12 protein-coding genes are annotated in these 14,180 nt (G+C 70.4%); 2 read left to right on the forward strand and 10 right to left on the reverse strand.

Features of this window, described 5'->3' with window-relative positions:
- Nucleotides 1-4: 4 nt before the first annotated feature.
- The 10 genes from pstA to mshD all read right to left on the reverse strand — a co-directional run bounded on the left by pstA (nt 5) and on the right by mshD (nt 11,026).
- Nucleotides 5-1,081, reverse strand: a complete 1,077-nt coding sequence (gene pstA / locus RPQ07_RS19945; RefSeq protein WP_313945518.1) for a phosphate ABC transporter permease PstA — start codon at nt 1,079-1,081, stop codon at nt 5-7.
- Nucleotides 1,078-2,076 carry a phosphate ABC transporter permease subunit PstC gene (gene pstC, locus RPQ07_RS19950; protein ID WP_313945519.1) on the reverse strand — a complete coding sequence of 333 codons (999 nt, stop codon included), beginning with the start codon at nt 2,074-2,076 and terminating at the stop codon, nt 1,078-1,080. Before pstC ends, pstA begins: the two co-directional genes overlap by 4 nt.
- Nucleotides 2,077-2,179: 103 nt before the next feature.
- The gene (pstS, locus tag RPQ07_RS19955) at nt 2,180-3,313 is read right to left on the reverse strand and encodes a phosphate ABC transporter substrate-binding protein PstS (protein WP_313945520.1); all 1,134 of its coding nucleotides are present in this window, start codon (nt 3,311-3,313) and stop codon (nt 2,180-2,182) included.
- A gap of 433 nt (nt 3,314-3,746) precedes the next feature.
- On the reverse strand, nt 3,747-4,160 hold the full coding sequence (locus RPQ07_RS19960; protein WP_313945521.1) for an NUDIX hydrolase: 414 nt from the start codon (nt 4,158-4,160) through the stop codon (nt 3,747-3,749).
- Between the two features lie 100 nt (nt 4,161-4,260).
- Nucleotides 4,261-5,340 (reverse strand): CHAD domain-containing protein, encoded by a 1,080-nt coding sequence (locus RPQ07_RS19965; RefSeq protein WP_413777755.1) that lies wholly within the window; start codon nt 5,338-5,340, stop codon nt 4,261-4,263.
- On the reverse strand, nt 5,327-7,555 hold the full coding sequence (locus RPQ07_RS19970) for an RNA degradosome polyphosphate kinase (protein ID WP_313945522.1): 2,229 nt from the start codon (nt 7,553-7,555) through the stop codon (nt 5,327-5,329). The genes RPQ07_RS19965 and RPQ07_RS19970 overlap by 14 nt, the downstream gene beginning before the upstream one ends.
- Before the next feature lie 262 nt (nt 7,556-7,817).
- Nucleotides 7,818-8,762: an ABC transporter permease gene (locus RPQ07_RS19975; RefSeq protein WP_313945523.1), complete on the reverse strand. Its 945-nt coding sequence runs from the start codon at nt 8,760-8,762 to the stop codon at nt 7,818-7,820.
- Nucleotides 8,759-9,637: an ABC transporter ATP-binding protein gene (locus RPQ07_RS19980; RefSeq protein WP_313945524.1), complete on the reverse strand. Its 879-nt coding sequence runs from the start codon at nt 9,635-9,637 to the stop codon at nt 8,759-8,761. The genes RPQ07_RS19975 and RPQ07_RS19980 overlap by 4 nt, the downstream gene beginning before the upstream one ends.
- Complete coding sequence (locus tag RPQ07_RS19985) at nt 9,634-10,020, reverse strand: GntR family transcriptional regulator (protein ID WP_313945525.1); 387 nt, start codon at nt 10,018-10,020, stop codon at nt 9,634-9,636. Before RPQ07_RS19985 ends, RPQ07_RS19980 begins: the two co-directional genes overlap by 4 nt.
- An 82-nt stretch (nt 10,021-10,102) precedes the next feature.
- The gene (gene mshD, locus RPQ07_RS19990) at nt 10,103-11,026 is read right to left on the reverse strand and encodes a mycothiol synthase (RefSeq protein WP_313945526.1); all 924 of its coding nucleotides are present in this window, start codon (nt 11,024-11,026) and stop codon (nt 10,103-10,105) included.
- Nucleotides 11,027-11,207: 181 nt separating this feature from the next.
- Here mshD and RPQ07_RS19995 point away from each other — a divergent pair, with 181 nt between their 5' ends.
- Both RPQ07_RS19995 and RPQ07_RS20000 read left to right on the forward strand, forming a co-directional pair.
- Nucleotides 11,208-12,995, forward strand: a complete 1,788-nt coding sequence (locus RPQ07_RS19995) for a bifunctional metallophosphatase/5'-nucleotidase (RefSeq protein ID WP_313945527.1) — start codon at nt 11,208-11,210, stop codon at nt 12,993-12,995.
- Between the two features lie 310 nt (nt 12,996-13,305).
- Nucleotides 13,306-14,172 (forward strand): phosphatidylinositol-specific phospholipase C, encoded by an 867-nt coding sequence (locus tag RPQ07_RS20000; protein WP_313945528.1) that lies wholly within the window; start codon nt 13,306-13,308, stop codon nt 14,170-14,172.
- Nucleotides 14,173-14,180: the final 8 nt, after the last annotated feature.

Here is a 14,180-nt window from a genome sequence, read left to right on the forward strand (position 1 = left end):
CGCTTCAGCGACCGGACTTCGGGGCCTTCCAGCGGGCGATGCCGCGGGCCACCAGGTTGAGAATCATGACGAAGGCGATCAGCACCAGGGCGGCGGCCCAGGCGCGGTCGTACGACGCCTCGCTGCCCACCCTGTACTGCTCCCAAATGTAGAAGGGGAGGGAGGACTGGGCGCCTTCGAAAGGATTGCTGTTGATCAGCTGGCTGCCGAAGACCAGCAGCAGGATCGGCGCGGTCTCACCCGCGATACGCGCGATCGCGAGCATCACACCGGTGGTGATGCCGCCGAGCGCGGTCGGGATGACGACCTTGGTGATCGTGCGGTACTTCGGCACACCGAGGGCAAGCGACGCCTCGCGCAGCTCGTTCGGAACGAGCTTGAGCATCTCCTCGGTGGAGCGGACGACGACCGGGACCATGAGGATCGCCAGTGCCAGCGCGCCCATCAGGCCGGAGGGCTCCAGCTCGAACAGCAGCATGATCGAGAGGAGGAACAGGCCCGCGACGATCGACGGGATGCCCGTCATGACGTCGACGAAGAAGGTGACGGCCTTGGCCAGCGTGCCCTTGCCGTACTCGACCAGGTAGATCGCGGTCAGCAGACCGATCGGCACCGAGAGCACGGTGGCGATACCGACCTGCTCCAGCGTGCCGATGATGGCGTGGTAGACACCGCCGCCGGCCTCGAAGCCGGGGACACCGGCCATCGAGTGGGTCAGGAAGTACCCGTCGAGCACCTTCATACCGCGGCTGACGGTCACCCAGATCAGCGAGAAGAGCGGGATGACGGCGAGGACGAAGCAGACCCAGACGACGCTGGTGGCCAGACGGTCCTTGGCCTGTCGCTTGTTCTCGACGACCGTGGTGACGACGTACGAGATGACGACGAAGAAGAGGGCCGAGATCAGGCCCCACTGGATGCGGCTCTCCCAGCCGGCGGCGAGACCGAGGCAGACACCGAGCGCGATCGCGACGACGGCGAAGCCGAGCGGCGCGAAGCGGGGGAGGGAGCGGCTGCGCAGGCCGTCCTTGCGGACCGGCGGCGTCGGGGTGGGCCTGTCCTGTATGGCTGTCTGGCTCATGCGTTGGCCCCCGAGTACTCCTTGCGGCGGGCGATGATCAGGCGGGCCGCGCCGTTGACCAGCAGGGTGAGGATGAAGAGGACGAGACCGGAGGCGATCAGGGCGTCCCGCCCGAACTCGTTGGCCTCGTCGAACTTCGCCGCGATGTTCTGGGCGAAGGTGCCTCCGCCCGGGTTGAGCAGATGCAGGGAGATCAGGAAGCTCGGCGACAGCACCGTGGCGACGGCCATCGTCTCGCCGAGTGCGCGGCCGAGGCCGAGCATCGAGGCGGAGATCACGCCGGACCGGCCGAAGGGGAGCACCGACATACGGATGACTTCCCAGCGGGTGGCGCCGAGTGCGAGGGCGGCCTCTTCGTTCATCTTCGGGACCTGGAGGAAGACTTCGCGGCTGACGCTGGTCACGATCGGCAGGATCATGATCGCCAGCAGGATGCCGACGGTGAACAGCGAGCGGGCGACGCCGACCTCGGTCTTCTCGAAGAGGTAGGTCCACCCGAAGAACTGGTCGAGCCAGAGGTTCAGGCCCTCCAGGTAGGGGACCAGGAAGAGCGCGCCCCAGATGCCGTAGATGATCGACGGCACGGCGGCCAGCAGGTCGACCACGTAGGCGATGGGGGAAGCGAGCTTGCGCGGCGCGTAGTGCGAGATGAACAGCGCGATGCCGACGGCGATCGGGACGGCGATCGCCATCGCGATGATCGAGCTGATCACGGTGCCGAAGAGGAGGACCGCGATGCCGAACACCGGCGGGTCGCCCGCCGGGTTCCACTCGAACGTGGTGAGGAAGTTGCCCTCGTCCGCGGAGATGGCGAGCACGGAGCGGTAGGTGAGGAACGCGGCGATCGACGCCATGATCACCAGGAGCAGGATGCCCGAACCGCGGGACAGGCCGAGGAAGACCTTGTCGCCGGTGCGGCCGGTGGAACCCTTCTTCCTGTTGACCGGCGGAGCCGGCGTTGGAGGGGGTGCGTCTATGGATGTGGTCGAAGCCATGGTCTTTCCGGTCTGTGGTGGGGGAGCGGCAGGACTCCCCTGGCGGCGGTGCACCGGATGAGGTGGCCGGCGGAGGCCCGAAGGCCTCCGCCGGCCGGTTGCGTTACTTCAGACCCGCGACGGTCTCGCGGACCTTGGCGTTGATCTCGGCCGGGATCGGCGCGTAGCCGGCCTCGGAGAGGACCTTCTGGCCCTCGTCGCCGGCGGTGTAGGTCAGGAAGGACTTGACCGTGCCCAGCGTCTCGGCCTTGTTGCCCGTGTCGCAGACGACCTCGTAGGTCACGAGGACGATCGGGTAGGCGCCTTCGGCCTTGGTGGTGTAGTCGAGGTCGAGAGCCAGGTCCTTGCCGGTGCCCTTGACCTTGGCGGCGGCGATGGCCTTGGAGGCGTTCTCGGAGGTGGCCTTCACCGGAGCGGCGGCACCGGTGTTGATGTCCACGGTCGGGATGGACTGCGAGCTGGCGTAGGAGAGCTCGAAGTAACCGATCGCGCCGTCGACCTGCTTGACCTGGGCGGCGACACCGGAGGAACCGGACGCGGCCTGGCCGCCGGGGGCGGGCCAGCTCTTCTCGGCCTCGTAGGGCCACTCCGCCTTGGCGGTCTTGCCGAGGTACTTGCCGAGGTTCTGCGTGGTGCCGGAGTCCTCGGAGCGGTGGAAGGCCTGGATCGCCTTGTCCGGGAGCGTCTTGCCCTTGTTCAGAGCGGCGATCGCCGGGTCGTTCCACTTCTTGATCTTGTTGTTGAAGATCTTGGCGACGGTCGGGGCGTCCAGGGTCAGACCCTCGACACCGGAGAGGTTGTAACCGATCGCGATCGGGCCGCCGACCATGGGCAGGTTGATGCCCTGGCCGCCCTTGCAGATCTTCTTCGAGTCCTCGACCTCTTCGGGCTTCAGGGCCGAGTCGGATCCGGCGAAGCCCACCGTGCCCTGGTTGAAGGCGACGATTCCCTCACCGGAGGAGGAGGACTTGTAGTTGACCTCCACGCCGGAGCAGGCCGCCATGTAGTTCTTGACCCACAGGTCCATGGCGTTCTTCTGAGCGCTGGAACCGGAGGCGGGCAGCTTGCCCTTGGCGTCGTCGCACTTGATGTTCGACGCGGCGTTGGTCTTCTCGCCGGTGCCGCCGGTTCCGCCCGCGTTGTCGTCCGAACCACACGCCGTGAGGACCAGGGCGCCGGTCACGGCGAGGGCGCCGAGCGCGGTGGCGCGAAGCCCGTTCTTGCGCTGAAGCTTCACTTTCGGGTGTTCCTTCCAGGAGCCGCCGGACGTTGACCTGAGTCGGGGACGTTCAGTGCGGCGTGTGTCGGGGTGGGGGGAGCCGGCCCTTTGCCGGTCACCGTGTAAGGCCGAAATTAGGCAGATCAGGTGAAGCGGCCCAAGGTGGAGAGTGAACGGAAGGTGAACCGTGTCGGGCGGCTGGGTGCCTGGTGGCGCGGCGGATCGGACGGTCGCGCTCCGTTCGCCCGTACCCCTGTCCCGGTGACCGTCCGTACGTCTGTCCGGCACAGGTCGGCGGACCGTCGAGCGACAGCTTGGTGAGGGTCGGGGACTGCCGGCAGGACGGGTCAGGGCGGCTCCCGGCGGCTCCGGCCTCGGACTCCCGGACCTCGCCTCTCCGCTCCCGGGTCGTGCCCATCGCCGCTCGGCCTCTACGTCCCAGCCTCGTGCATCAGGCCGAGTGCAGCGCGTCGAGCAGCGCGTCCAGCAGCTGGCGGTCCCGCGGCTGCGTCAGCCGGTTGCGTGCCGCGGCGGGCGGCAGCCACAGAATGCGGTCCACCTCCTCGCTCGGGGTGAAGGACCCCGTCGTCGCCTCGGCCGCCCAGTACGTGACCTGCTTCGGGCGCCCGTTCGCAAAGTAGCGCGCGGTCGGCAGCCGGGCGCCGGGGACACACGCGTGACCGGTCTCCTCCAGCACTTCGCGCAACGCACCGGCGAGGGTGTCCTCACCGCGTTTCAGTTTGCCCTTGGGGTGTGACCAGTCGTCGTACTTGGGCCGGTGCACCAGACAGATCTCCAGGCCCTCGTCGTACGGGGCCCGGCGCCACAGGACGCACCCCGCCGCATGGACCGTGCTGTCGCTCATCACAAGCCCGCTTTCATGAGCCGCCTCCATGGCTCGCCTCCTGTGCCCGGTCCCATGAGCCCGTCCTCATGAACCGCATCGAGGACCCGGCCCCGGGTCCTCATGGCGCGGATACCGCGGTGCTGGTCCGCCACACCTCCTGGAAGGCGAACCGGGCCGCCTCCACCTCGTGCCGCTGGTCCGCGTGCAGCACCCCCAGCGCGTACGCCGTGGCCGGAGCGATCCGGGGGGTGCGGGCCGCGGCGGCGGCAGCGGCGGCCGCCTCGGCGGCGTCGCGGTGCCGGTCGAGCACCAGACCCGCGCGGCCCAGCACGGGATCCGTGTTCGGGCACAGCACTTCCTGGGCGTACCGGTGCAGCCGCAGCAATTGGCGGACCTGGTGCCAGGGCGCGTCCTGCGCCTCTCCGGCCGACGCGGTGGCGAGGCCGTGCACGAGGGCCTCGGCGTTGTACGGGTGGCCCGCACGCGACAGCGGCAGTGCGGCGACCGCGTCCACCAGCCGGTGCTCGGCGACCTCGGCGGCGGGGGCCAGGGCCTCGGAGGCCGGGGCGCCCGCGACGGGGCCGAGCGGCAGCTCGGAGGCGAGTACGGCGACGGCGTCGGCGACGCCGTGGAAGCGCGAGGAGCCCAGCGCCTGGAGGGCCGCGGAGTGGGCGCGCGTCCGGGCCAGGGTGAGCTGCCGCTCCAGCAGCGCACCCGCGCGGGCCGCGCCCACGGTGAGACTGCCGGAGGGGCGGGGCGCGTCCGTCGCCTGGGGGCCCATGGCGCCGTCCAGCACCAGGAACTCACCCCTGGCCGACGGCACCGGAGCGGCGCCCGAGAGCCGGGACAGGGCGCTCAGCAGCCGGTTCAGCCGCGAGGTGCAGGCGTGTTCCTGCGCCAGCGTGGCGGACAGCCAGGCCAGCTCGGTCCGCAGATCGTCCGCCCAGCCCGGGTCGAGCAGCGGCCGGAAGGTGTGCAGGGTCCCGCTGATACGGCGGGCGGCCATGTGCAGCGACCCGGCCGCCTCGGCCACGCCCGCCGTGTCCGAACCGCTCTCGCCGTGCAGCCGCAGGCTGCGCAGAAAGTCGCCCGCCCGCGCGTTCAGGTACCGGGCGAGAGCCTCGCCCGCGGTGACCGCGGTGGGGTGGCCGGACGGGACGGCGGGTGCGTCCTCCCGGGAGAGATCAGGGCTGTGCACGCCGGCGCCTCCGGGCGTCTATGAGCATCTCCTGTACGTTCCGCAGCGGCTGGCCCTCCGGATCCGTCGCATGCCGGGTCCATGCGCCGTCCGGGCCGAGGTGCCAGGAGGACGTGGAGTCGGACATACCGGTCTCCATGAGGCGCGTGATGGTCGCGCGGTGGGCGGGGTCGGTGACCCGCACCAGAGCCTCGATACGGCGGTCGAGGTTGCGGTGCATCATGTCGGCGCTGCCGAACCAGACCTCGGGTTCTCCGCCGTTGCCGAAGGAGAAGATCCGGGAGTGTTCGAGGAAGCGTCCGAGGATGGAGCGCACCCGTATGTTCTCCGAGAGCCCGGTGACGCCGGGGCGCAGCGCGCAGATGCCGCGCACCCAGATGTCGACCGGCACGCCCGCCATCGCGGCCCGGTAGCAGGCGTCGATGACCGCCTCGTCCACCATCGAGTTGACCTTGATGCGGACGTACGCGGGACGCCCGGCGCGGTGGTGCGCCGCTTCCTTGTTGATGCGCGCGATGAGGCCGTCGCGCAGGGACTTGGGCGCGACCAGCAGCCGGCGGTAGGTCTCTCGCCGTGAGTAGCCCGACAGCCTGTTGAACAGGTCGGAGAGGTCGGCGCCGACCTGCGGGTCGGCGGTCAGCAGCCCCAGGTCCTCGTACAGCCGGGCGGTCTTCGGGTGGTAGTTGCCGGTGCCGACGTGCGAGTAGCGGCGCAGGGTGTCGCCCTCCTGGCGCACCACCAGGGACAGCTTGCAGTGGGTCTTGAGGCCGACGAGTCCGTAGACGACGTGGCAGCCGGACTCCTCCAGCTTGCGCGCCCACTTGATGTTGGCCTGCTCGTCGAAGCGGGCCTTGATCTCGACCAGGACGAGGACCTGCTTGCCCGACTCGGCGGCGTCTATCAGCGCGTCCACGATGGGCGAGTCGCCGGAGGTCCGGTACAGGGTCTGCTTGATCGCGAGCACGTCCGGGTCGGCTGCGGCCTGCTCCAGGAAGGCCTGCACGGAGGTGGAGAAGCTGTCGTACGGGTGGTGCAGCAGGACGTCGCGCTCGCGCAGCGCCATGAAGATGTCGGGTGCGGAGGCCGACTCGACCTCGGCGAGTTCCCGGTGGGTGCCGGCGACGAACTTGGGGAACTTCAGCTCGGGCCGGTCCAGCGCCGCGATGCCGAAGAGTCCGGTCAGGTCCAGCGGGCCCGGCAGCGGGTAGACCTCGGCGTCGGACACCTTCAGCTCGCGCACCAGCAGGTCGAGGACGTACGGGTCGATGGACTCCTCGACCTCCAGGCGCACCGGCGGCCCGAAGCGGCGCCGCATGAGCTCCTTCTCCAGGGCCTGGAGGAGGTTCTCGGCGTCGTCCTCCTCGACCTCCAGGTCCTCGTTCCTGGTCACCCGGAACATGTGGTGCGCGAGCACCTCCATGCCGGGGAAGAGCTCCTCGAGATGGGCCGCGATGACGTCCTCCAGCGGTACGTACCGCTGCGGCGAGGCCTCCAGGAAGCGGGAGAGCAGGGGCGGGACCTTCACCCGGGCGAAGTGGCGGTGGCCGCTGACCGGGTTGCGGACGACGACCGCGAGGTTCAGCGAGAGCCCGGAGATGTACGGGAAGGGGTGCGCCGGGTCGACGGCCAGCGGCGTGAGCACCGGGAAGATCTGCTGCCGGAACAGCGTGAACAGCCGCGCCTGCTCCTTCTCGGTGAGGTCCGGCCAGCGGATGAGGTGGACGCCTTCCTCGGCGAGCGCGGGGGCGACGTCCTGCTGGTAGGCGGCGGCGTGCCGGGCCATCAGCTCGCGGGAGCGGGTCCAGATCAGATCGAGGACCTCGCGCGGCTGGAGGCCGGAGGCCGAACGGGTGGCGACACCGGTGGCGATACGGCGCTTGAGGCCGGCCACCCGGACCATGAAGAACTCGTCCAGGTTGGACGCGAAGATGGCGAGGAAGTTCGCCCGTTCGAGCAGCGGGGTGGCCGGATCCTCGGCGAGCTCCAGGACCCGCTCGTTGAACGCGAGCCAGCTGCGCTCCCGGTCCAGGAACCGTCCCTGGGGCAGCTCGGCGCCCGATCCGTCGTGATCCTCCTCGTAGCCGTCGAGATCGGCGTCGAGGTCGGGTTCCAGCTCGGACACCGTGGCCGCGACGGTGTGCGGGCGGTGCGCGGCTATGGAACCGACGGACGGCTGGGGGTGCTGGACCGGTACCTCGGCGGGCTGCTGACTCATGGACCCATTCTTCCGCGTAGTGGGCATGACGGGCGCGTCGGAGGGTGCCGGATCGAGGTGGAATCTGCCGTTGGGGGAGGCGGGCACGGCGGGCTGCATTGAGAGAGGGTCGCAAGGGCGTCTGAATGGCCGGTAACGACGACATGACGCGCGGGAAAGCGCGGCGGGACCCCCCGGGGTCGCGCGAGGGGTCCGGCACGGGATTCAGGGGCGTTCCGGCGGGTCCGGCGGCGTGCGCGGGCAGGTCGCCGGGGGTGTGCGGTCAGCCGTGGCGCCGGCGCAGCAGCCAGAATGCGGCCGCGACGGCCGCGGCGGCAAGCGCCAGCACGATGCCGGTCTCCACGAGCTGGAGCGGCCAGAAGTGGGAGCTGGGGTGCACGTCGTGGAAGTCCCCGACGGCGCCGCGGGCGGACATGCACTGTTCCGGGGTCTGCGGGCCGCTGATGTTGTAGCAGTCCTCCCAGAACAGCCGTTCGCCGGAGGCCGTGAGCTTGCCCTGCTGAAGAATCCACAGGTCCTGCTCGTCGCCGGGCGCCGACCTGGTCGCGACGGGCCACAGGTGCGGACGCAGCGTGGTGACGAGGAGCATGAGCCCTCCGGTCGCCAGGCCCGCGAAACTCATGGCGACGACGGTGCGGCGCACCAGCAGTCCGGTGAGCGCGCCGACGGCGAGCGCGAGGAGTCCGTACGCGAAGGTGGTGACCCCCATGGACGCGTACACCGGGCTGTCCCACAGCATTCCGGCGCCGTTCCCGGTGGTGGGCGGGCGGCTCCAGCGGAAGGCGGCGACGAGCGCGGCCGTCCCTGCCGTGACGACGACCGCGGGAAGGAGCAGTTTGGCCGCGAGCCATCCGGCGGGAGTCACCGACTGGGTCCAGGCGAGCCGGTACGTGCCGGTCTCCAGCTCGCGGGCGATCAGCGGACCGGCCGCGAACGCCGCGATCGCGAGCGGCAGGAGCAGGACGCCCGTGGCCACCTGGTCGAGCCCGGTCCGCAGCCATTCGTGGGCCTGGACGAGGCCCTGGATCGCTTCGTTGCAGCCTGTCCCGCCTCGGCACGGACCGGTGGTGTCGAGCGTGTCGACGCGCAGCCGCAGCACGACGAGGGTCACGGCCGCCGCGCCGAACAGGGCGAGCGCGGCCCACAGTGCACGTCGGTGCAGTTGGAGGACGGTCCGGCGAGGGCCGGCGAGTATTGCCTGGTTCATCGGGGGATTCCTGTCGCGCTCGGGGTGAACAGGGCCGGTGCGTCCGGGTTGCGCAGGTGGGCGAGGAGGAGTTCTTCGAGGGAGGGCTGGGCCGTCTGCCAGGCGTCCGAGACCGGGCCGTCACGCCGCAGGAGGGCCGTGGTGGCGCGGCCCGTCGTCCGTGCTTCGACCACGGTGTGCGGGGCGAGGTCCCGTGCCGGGCCGGTGACCAGGGTGTGGGCGGTCAGCAGGTCGTCGGTCCCGCCCGCGAGCCGGATGCGTCCCGCGTCGACGAGCACCACGTAGTCGCAGGTGTCCTCCAGCTCGGTGAGGATGTGCGACGACATCACCACCGTCGTACCGCGCTCCGCCGCGTCCGCCAGCAGCGTGCCCATCAGCTGGTGCCGGGCGAGCGGGTCCAGGTCCGCCATCGGCTCGTCGAGGAGCAGCAGTTCGGCCCGCTTGCCGAGAGCGAGGGCCAGGGCGACGCGGGTGCGCTGGCCGCCGGACAGGGTGCGGACGCGGGCCGTGCCGTCGATCTCGCCGGCCGCCACGACCCGCTGCGCGGTGTCCATGTCCCAGACGTCCGGGTTGAGTTCGGCGCCCAGCCGCAGGGTCTGGGCCACCGTCAGCTGAGGATGCAGCGGCTTGTCCTGGCCGACGTACGCCATGCGTGCCCGGGCGGACGCGGGGTCGGTGCCGAGGATCTCGATGCTGCCCTCCGTCGGGCGCAGCAGTCCCGCGGCGAGGGCCAGCAGGGTGGACTTGCCCGCGCCGTTGGGGCCGACGAGGCCGCAGATCCGCCCGGCGGGCAGTCGGAAGGTGCATTCCCGCAGGGCCCATCCGTGCCGGAACCGCCGGCCGAGGCCGTCGGCTTGCAGGGCTGTGCCGGTCATGTGTCGTCCCCCTTGTAGAGCTCGTCCAGTACGGATGTGAACAGCGCGGCCACGTCGTCCCGCTCCAGGCCCGCGGCCCGCGCCCGCCGCCCCCATTCGGCGAGTTCGCCGCGCAGCGGCGAGTCGGCGGGGGTGGCACCCAGGGACCTGCGGACGAAGGTGCCGAGCCCGCGGCGGGCCTCGACGAGGCCTTCGCGCTCCAGTTCGCGGTAGGCCTTGAGCACGGTGTTCGGGTTGATGGCGGTCGCCTCCACCACTTCGCGGGCGGTGGGCAGACGGTCGCCGGGTTCGAGGAGTCCGAGGCGCAGCGCCTGTTTGGTCTGCTGGACGATCTGCAGATAGGTGGCGACTCCGCTGCGCCGGTCGATCCGGTATTCGATCATCAACCACCCTTTCACTAATCAAGTAGTGAAAGGGTGTTGCAAAGAAGGGGGCGGTGTCAACCGCCCCCTTCCGCAGGTTCGTTCAGGACTCCGCGCGGTACATCAGATCCACCTCGTGCGTGACGAAGCCCAGCCGCTCGTACACGGCCAGTGCCGCAGTGTTGTCCGCGTCCACGTAGAGCATGGCCGTCGGCATCTGCTGGGCCGCGAGGTGGCGGAGGCCGATCGCGGTCAGGGCCTTGCCGAGTCCGCCGCCCTGGGCGTCGGGGCGGATGCCCACCACGTACACCTCGCCCAGGTGTTCCTCCGCGTGCACCTTCGTCCAGTGGAAGCCGATGATCTCGCCGTCGCGCTCCGCCAGGAAGAAGCCCTTCGGGTCGAACCACGGTTCGTTCTTGCGGTCGTCGAGGTCCCGTTGGGTGAGCGAGCCCTGCTCCGGGTGGTGGGCGAAGGCCGCGGCGTTCACCGCGAGCCAGGCCGCGTCGTCCTGGCCCGGGACGAAGGTGCGCACCGTGACCCCGGCAGGGAACACCGGCTCGGGGATGTCGAGCGGGCTCAGGGAGCGGCGCAGTTGGCGCAGTTCGCGGAAGAGGCTGAGCCCGAGGACCTGGGCCAGGTGCCGGGCCGCCGACTTCCCACCGTGCGCCCACACCCGCAGCCGCTTGCCCGAGGCGCCGAGCAGCGCACTGCCCAGGGCCCGGCCGTGGCCGCGGCCCCGGTGGCTCGGGTGGACCACGAGTTCGGCGGCCGGGGCCTCCACCGGATCGGTGTCCTCCAGCTGGGCGTAGCCGATCAGTTCGTCGCCGACGGTCAGCAGGAAGTGCCGTACGCCGTCCCGCTTTCCGCCGCGCAGTTGCAGCCGGCCCTGTTCGGAGACGGCCTGCATCCCGTCGCTGCGGGCGGCCTCGGCGAGCAGACCCAGTACGGCTTCCGCCTGCTCGGGAGTCAGCTCGTCATAGGTCAGGATCTGCCGGCCGGGCTCCGGAATCACCGCGTCAGTCGTCATGAGGAGAGCGTACGGCGGGGGGCGCGGACCGCGGGTGGCACGCGGGACGGCAATGGTCCGGCCGGGGGCGGTTGTCGCGAAGGCAATCAGGTCGTAACCCGTACACCCCTGTCGCGCTACGCGCGTTGACTCTAGGCTGCCGCTCGCACCCTCAGACACGCTGAGACCTACAAGGGGACAGATGTCAGCGACACCGCACAGAAACCGCAGCCGCATACTCGCCGCGGTCGCCGGCCTGACCACCGTCGGCGCTCTGGTCGCCGCGATGCCGGCAGGAGCCTCCGAGAGCGGCCACGGACACGGCCGCACCGTTGACGTCCAGCTCCTGTCCTTCAACGACCTGCACGGGAACCTGGAGCCGCCCGCCGGCTCGGCCGGGCGCGTCACGCACACCAACGAGGACGGCACCACCAGGACGATCGACGCGGGCGGTGCCGAGTACCTCGCCACGCACCTGCGCCAGGCGCGCGAGGACCACCGGTACTCGGTGACGGCCGCGGCCGGTGACATGGTCGGCGCGTCCCCGCTGCTGTCCGGTCTCTTCCACGACGAGCCCACCGTCGAGGCGCTGAACAAGCTGAAGCTCGACGTCACTTCCGTCGGCAACCACGAGTTCGACGAGGGCGCCAAGGAACTGGCCCGCCTCCAGAACGGTGGCTGCCACCCGACCGAGGGCTGCTACGAGAAGGGGAAGAAGTTCAAGGGCGCGGACTTCCCCTACCTCGCGGCCAACGTGACGAAGGAGAAGAGCGGCAAGCCGCTGCTCGACCCGTACTTCATCTGGAAGAAGAACGGCGTCAAGATCGGTTTCATCGGGGTGACCCTGGAGGGCACGCCGAACATCGTCAGCGCCGAGGGCGTCAAGGGCCTGAAGTTCGGCGACGAGATCGAGACGATCAACAAGTACACCAAGGTCCTGGAGCGCAAGGGCGTCAAGTCGATCGTCGCCCTGATCCACGAGGGCGGCGCGCCCGCCTCGGCGTCGTACAACTACAACTGCGACAGCCCTGGCCCGGGTGACGGCGTCTCCGGCCCGATCGTGGACATCGCCAAGAAGGTCAGCCCGCAGGTCGACGCGCTCGTCACCGGCCACACCCACCAGGCGTACGCGTGCTCGATCCCCGACCCGTCGGGCAAGCCGCGCACCGTCACCTCGGCCGCGTCGTTCGGCAAGCTCTACACCGACACGACCCTCACCTACGACCGGCGCACGAACGACATCGTGCGTACGGCCGTGGCGTCCGCGAACCACGTCGTCACCCGTGACGTCGCGAAGGCCTCGGACATGACGAATCTGATCCAGCGCTGGAACACGCTGGCCGCGCCGATCGCGAGCCGTCCCGTGGGCTACATCTCCGCCGACATCGAGAACCCGGCGGACGCCCCCGAGAAGCCGGTGGGCAACCTGATCGCGGACGCCCAGCTGGAGGGTCTCGCGCCGGCCGACAAGGGCGGGGCGCAGCTGGCCGTCATGAACCCGGGCGGTGTCCGTGCGGGTCTGGTGCACAAGGCGTCGGGCGGTGAGGGCGACGGTGTCGTGACGTACGGCGAGGCGTTCACCGTGCAGCCGTTCACCAACATGATGAACGTCGTCGACCTGACCGGCGCGCAGCTGGTCACCATGCTCCAGCAGCAGGTCAGTGGCGCGAACCAGGCCGCTCCGAAGATCCTTCAGGTGTCCAAGGGCTTCACCTACACCCTGGACATGACGAAGTCGGGCGCCGACCGGATCGTGACGTCGTCGGTGAAGCTGGGCGGCGAGGCGCTCGACCCGGCGAAGACCTACCGGGTCGCGATGAACGAGTTCCTCGCGGGCGGTGGCGACGGGTTCGCCGTGCTGAAGGAGCACAAGAACAAGCTCGTCGGCGCCTCCGACCTGGATGTGCTGACCGCCTACCTGGCCGCGCACTCGACGGCGGCCTCCCCGCTGGCGCCGCCGGCCACCGGTCGGATCACGGTCGTCAAGTAGCGGCAGACGCGGGAAGGGTGGGGCGGCGGGCCTTCGGGCGCGCCGCCCCACCGGCGTTTGCCGGGCCGGCGCCTCACGGGTCGTGCGGGCTGTGGGTGGTGCGGGCCGCGGGTGGTGCGGGCCCGGCGGCTTTCAGGGCCGCGGGTCGTGCGGGCCCCGCGGCTTGCAGGGCCGCGGTCCGTTCGCCGTCCGCCGCTTTCCGGCGCCCCGTCACGGCCGTCCCGGCCCGTCCCGGCCGAAAATCGCTGTTTGTTACTGGCCAGTCCGGAGGCTGGTGATGCTTGACGTGGCCCCGCCATAATCCGGGGCCATGGACCGACGCAGCTTTCTCGCGGGGGCCGCAGTTCTGACCGCGACCGCCCTCATCCCCCCACCGGCCGCAGTCGCGGCACCGCGCCGCATCCTCTCCCCCCAGGACTGGATGGCGGGTCACGGTGACTCGACCGCCCTGCAGCGTCTGACGATCCCCGGCACCCACGACTCCGGCGCCCGCTTCGGCGGCCCGTGGGCCGAGTGCCAGAACACCACCATCGCCCAGCAGTTGACGAGCGGCATCCGCTTCCTCGACGTCCGCTGCCGGGTCACCGGCGACTCGTTCGCCATCCACCACGGCCCGGCCTTCCAGAACATGATGTTCGGCGACGTCCTCATCGCCTGCCGGGACTTCCTCCAGGCGCACCCGTCCGAGACCGTGCTCATGCGCGTCAAGCAGGAGTACTCGAGCGACAGCGACGCCACCTTCCGCCGGATCTTCGACACCTATCTGGACACCAAGGGCTGGCGGCCGCTGTTCCGGATCGGCGACGGGATTCCGTCCCTCGGCGAGGCCCGCGGCAAGGTCGTGCTCCTCGGCGACAACGGCGGACTGCCCGGTGTGCGCTACGCCGACGGGGCGCTGTTCGACATCCAGGACGACTGGAACGCGCTGCCGGGCGCCAAGTACCCCAAGATCGAGGCGCACTTCCGGCGGGCTTCCGAACAGCCCGGCAAGCTGTTCATCAACTACGTCAGCACCTCGGCGAGCCTGCCGCCGCGCTGGAACTCCGACAACCTCAACCCGCGGGTCCACTCCTTCATCGACGGCACCGCGAGCGGCTGGCGCGGGCTCGGGATCGTCCCGCTCGACTTCCCGGCCACCCGCGGCGGTCTCGTCGAGTCACTGATCCGGCACAACTGACAGCCCTG

The organism is Streptomyces sp. AM8-1-1, from assembly GCF_032229325.1.
GTDB lineage: Bacteria > Actinomycetota > Actinomycetes > Streptomycetales > Streptomycetaceae > Streptomyces > Streptomyces achmelvichensis.

Coding starts and splice junctions, on each gene's coding strand:
- pstA (WP_313945518.1), bottom strand. CDS start 1,081: ATGAGCCAGACAGCCATACAGGACAGGCCCACCCCGACGCCGCCGGTC.
- pstC (WP_313945519.1), bottom strand. CDS start 2,076: ATGGCTTCGACCACATCCATAGACGCACCCCCTCCAACGCCGGCTCCG.
- RPQ07_RS19960 (WP_313945521.1), bottom strand. CDS start 4,160: ATGAGCGACAGCACGGTCCATGCGGCGGGGTGCGTCCTGTGGCGCCGG.
- RPQ07_RS19970 (WP_313945522.1), bottom strand. CDS start 7,555: ATGAGTCAGCAGCCCGCCGAGGTACCGGTCCAGCACCCCCAGCCGTCC.
- RPQ07_RS19975 (WP_313945523.1), bottom strand. CDS start 8,762: ATGAACCAGGCAATACTCGCCGGCCCTCGCCGGACCGTCCTCCAACTG.
- RPQ07_RS19980 (WP_313945524.1), bottom strand. CDS start 9,637: ATGACCGGCACAGCCCTGCAAGCCGACGGCCTCGGCCGGCGGTTCCGG.
- RPQ07_RS19985 (WP_313945525.1), bottom strand. CDS start 10,020: ATGATCGAATACCGGATCGACCGGCGCAGCGGAGTCGCCACCTATCTG.
- mshD (WP_313945526.1), bottom strand. CDS start 11,026: ATGACGACTGACGCGGTGATTCCGGAGCCCGGCCGGCAGATCCTGACC.
- RPQ07_RS19995 (WP_313945527.1), top strand. CDS start 11,208: ATGTCAGCGACACCGCACAGAAACCGCAGCCGCATACTCGCCGCGGTC.
- RPQ07_RS20000 (WP_313945528.1), top strand. CDS start 13,306: ATGGACCGACGCAGCTTTCTCGCGGGGGCCGCAGTTCTGACCGCGACC.